This is a genomic window from Streptomyces sp. NPDC029138, from assembly GCF_055564375.1.
Window position 1 is genome coordinate 1 of record NZ_JBVHWM010000141.1, and the last position, 3,303, is coordinate 3,303.

Genomic DNA, 3,303 nt, shown 5'->3' on the forward strand with positions numbered 1-3,303 from the left:
TTGCGCTCCCACTGGGCAGACACGGGGGGGGTGGGGGCGGGGGGGGACTTTTGGTTCCGTGGCGGGGGGGGGGGGGGGGGGGGGTGGGGGGGGGGGGGGGGGGGGGGGGCGCCCCCCCCCCCCACCCCCCGTACGGTCGTCTCGGTGACCGAGCGGCAGCTCGTCCTCGCCGCCCAGGTGCGCGAACGGCTCGGCCTGCCCGGCACCTCCGGCGCGGCGGAACTGCGGGTGCGGGACAAGTACCTGATGCGCCAGGCGCTGCGCGAGGCCGGGCTGACCGGCGTCCGCTTCACGGAGTGCCCCGTGACGGAGCTGCCCGCGACCCTCGCCGGCCTGCGGCTGCCCGTGGTGGTCAAGCCCCGCTCCCTCGCCGGCAGCATCGGCGTGCACCGCGTCGACACCCCGGCCGACATCGACGTGGTACGCGACTACTACCTGGACGGCTCCCCGCTGCGTGACAGCGTGCTGATCGAGGAGTTCATCCCGGGCCGCGAGATCAGCTTCGAGGGCCTGGCCGTCGACGGCCGGCTGTTCCGCTTCGCGGTCACCGACAAGGTCAACACCGGGGCGCCGAACTACTTCGAGGTCGGGCACCTCATGCCGGCCCGGCTGGACGACGGCACGGTCGCGCGGATCGAGAGCCATGTGCAGGACGTCGTCAAGGCACTGGGCATCGAGACCGCGCCGATCCACGCCGAACTGAAAATCACCGGGGAACGCCTCGAACTCGTCGAGATCCACACCCGGTTCGGCGGCGGAAACATCGTACGGCTTCTGGAGGAGACGTACGGAATACAGCCGTTCCAGGCCTATCTGGGGGCTCTTGTCGGGCGCCCCGCGCCTTCTCCCGGACCGGCGTCCGCGACCTGGGGCGTCGGATTCTTCACCGTCGACATGGGGGATGCGGCGACCTGGCCGGACTTCGGATTCCCGCACCCGGAGGCGGTGGTGTCGATCGACTACGACACCCGGCGCACACCGAAACTGGAGACGATCGACGGCGTGCGCATGCAGCGCTGGCGCTGCGGTCACGCGATGTTCCGGGCCGCCGACGCCGAAGCGGTCCGCGCGAACATCCACTTCCTCTACGAGACCTTTCTGCGCAGGCGCTGACCGGCCGTCTCCCGACGATGGAAGGAAGACAATTCCGCTATGGCTCCCGCCGTGAACGAGACCATCAGCATCCACCCTGTGATCTCCAGCCGCTGGAGCCCTCGCGCCTACGACGCGGACCATGTGCTGGGCGACTCCGCCCTCGACACCATATTGGAGGCGGGCCGCTGGGCGCCCTCCTCCAAGAACTCCCAGCCCTGGCGATTCGTCGTCGGCCGCCGGGGCGACTCGGTGTTCAAGCAGATCTTCGACTGCCTGGCCCCGGTGAACCGGGAATGGGCGGGCTCGGCGAGCGCCCTGATCGGCGGCGTCGTCCAGCTCGCCACACCGGAGGGCACACCGCTCAACTGGGCGCTGTACGACGTCGGTCAGGCCTTCTCCTATATGACCTTCCAGGCCCATGTGGGCGGGCTGCACGCACGGCAGATGGCGGGCTTCGACCAGGACGCCCTGCGCAAGGCGTTCTCGATTCCCGAGGGATACCGCCCGTGCGTGGTGATGGCCGTCGGGAAGCTCGGATCTCCGGACGGCCTGCCGGAGCGGCTGCGCGCCGAGGAGAGCGGTCCGCGCATCCGGCACGACCTCAACTCCCTGACATTGCGCGAAGGTTGCCCGGGAACGCCGTGGTGACGGTGCTAACCTGCCCTTCACCGCAACTTTCTTCCACCGGGGGAACAGGTACGACGCATGGCGGCGAGTGAATCTCTGGGCGGGGTACCGGAATCCGAGTGGGACCGGCTGGCCGGCCCCCATTTCTATTCGAGCGGCATGTGGCTGGGCCACTGCGCCGACGGTTCCCCGCACCCGCCGTCGGCCGTGGCCGCCCGGCGCGACGGCCGGACCGTAGCCGTTCCGCTGACCCCCTCCTACACGCCCTCGCAGGCCAACTACGACTGGGCGAAGACCCTGGCCGGCCGGGGCCTGCCCGTCATCCCCGGCACGGGCACCCTGGTGGGTCCCCCGCAGGGCTACCAGACCGCGCTCCTCGGCGACCTGACCGACACCGCACTGGTCGCCGACGTCGTCCGCCAGGCGCGGGAGACGCTGGACGCCCCCTCCGGCGAGGCGAGTTGCGTCGCCATGTTCCTGGACACCGCCGGCGCCCGGGCGGCCGAGCGGGCCGGTGTGGAGGCCGTACCGGTACTGCTGGAGCCCGACGCGTGGATCGAGGTGCCGGAGGGCGGCTGGGACGCCTGGATCGCCTCCTTCCCCTCCAAGCGGCGGGTCAGCATCCGCCGCGAGGTCCGGGCCTTCGAGGAGGCGGGCTTCACCGTCAGCCATGTGCCGCTGCGCGAGTGCTGGGAGCAGCTGCCCGACCTCACCGTGCCCGCCGCCGCCAAGTACGGCGCCTCCACCGACCGGGAGCGCTTCGTCAAGGCCTTCGGCACCTATGTGCGCACCACCGGGGACGCGGCCCGGGTGGCCCTGTGCCGCCGGGACGGCGAACCGGTCGGCTTCTGCATCTACTACGTCTGGCAGGACAGCGTGTTCCTGCGCTGGGCGGCCTTCGACTACGCCCGGCTGGCCAAGGCCGCCGAGTACTTCAACGTCGTCTACTACAGCCAGATCGCGCTCGCCCGGCAGCTGGGCGTGCGCCGGCTGCACGCGGGCAAGAAGACCCTCGACGCCAAGGTCAACCGGGGTGCCCGGCTGCGCCCGCTGTGGCTGCTGGACCTCTCCGCGGACAGCGCCCTCGCCGGCCACGGCGACCTGATCCGCAAGCACAACGCGGCCCTGCTCGCCTCCATCGAGGAGAACCCCGCCCTGTCCCGGGCGATCACGGACCGCGAGGAGTGGACCCACTTCTGCTGAACAGGCCCGCGCCACCGGTGGCCTCCCGGAACGTGGGCTGACCGCCGACGTGGAGCAGACCGCGCTGCCCGGGGTCGTGGCCCACGACACCGACGGCACCTTCGCGTCCTGACAACAACCGACAGGGTCCCGTCCCCGGAACGCTCCGGGGACGGGACCCTGTGTGCCGCTGCACGGGACCGGCTAGAAGTCCTCGTCCAGGTCGACGGTGCCTTCCACGGCGACCTGGTAGGCCGAGGGGCGGCGTTCGAAGAAGTTGGTCAGTTCCTGGACGCCTTGGAGTTCCATGAAGGAGAAGGGGTTCTCGGAGCCGTGGACGGGGGCGAAGCCGAGGCGGGTGAGGCGCTGGTCGGCGACGCATTCGAGGTACTGGCGCAT

The 3,303-nt window shown here is 71.0% G+C and carries 3 protein-coding genes and 1 pseudogene; 3 read left to right on the plus strand and 1 reads right to left on the minus strand.

Going from position 1 to position 3,303, the window contains the following annotated elements; translation table 11 throughout:
- The first annotated feature begins 144 nt into the window (after positions 1 to 144).
- Genes ACZ4WH_RS43880 through ACZ4WH_RS43890 form a run of 3 tightly spaced genes read left to right on the plus strand, consistent with a single transcriptional unit; the run spans position 145 to position 2,925 of the window.
- Positions 145 to 1,113 carry an ATP-grasp domain-containing protein gene (locus ACZ4WH_RS43880; protein ID WP_468191938.1) on the plus strand — a complete coding sequence of 323 codons (969 nt, stop codon included), beginning with the start codon at positions 145 to 147 and terminating at the stop codon, positions 1,111 to 1,113.
- A 39-nt stretch (positions 1,114 to 1,152) separates the two neighbouring features.
- Positions 1,153 to 1,743, plus strand: coding sequence for a nitroreductase family protein (locus ACZ4WH_RS43885; RefSeq protein WP_468191941.1), 591 nt, complete (start codon positions 1,153 to 1,155; stop codon positions 1,741 to 1,743).
- 57 nt (positions 1,744 to 1,800) lie between these two features.
- Complete coding sequence (locus tag ACZ4WH_RS43890; protein ID WP_468191944.1) at positions 1,801 to 2,925, plus strand: GNAT family N-acetyltransferase; 1,125 nt, start codon at positions 1,801 to 1,803, stop codon at positions 2,923 to 2,925.
- A gap of 183 nt (positions 2,926 to 3,108) precedes the next feature.
- On the opposite strand, the pseudogene ACZ4WH_RS43895 reads toward ACZ4WH_RS43890, so the two are convergent.
- Positions 3,109 to 3,303, minus strand: a pseudogene (locus ACZ4WH_RS43895) (ribonucleotide-diphosphate reductase subunit beta); the annotation flags it as partial.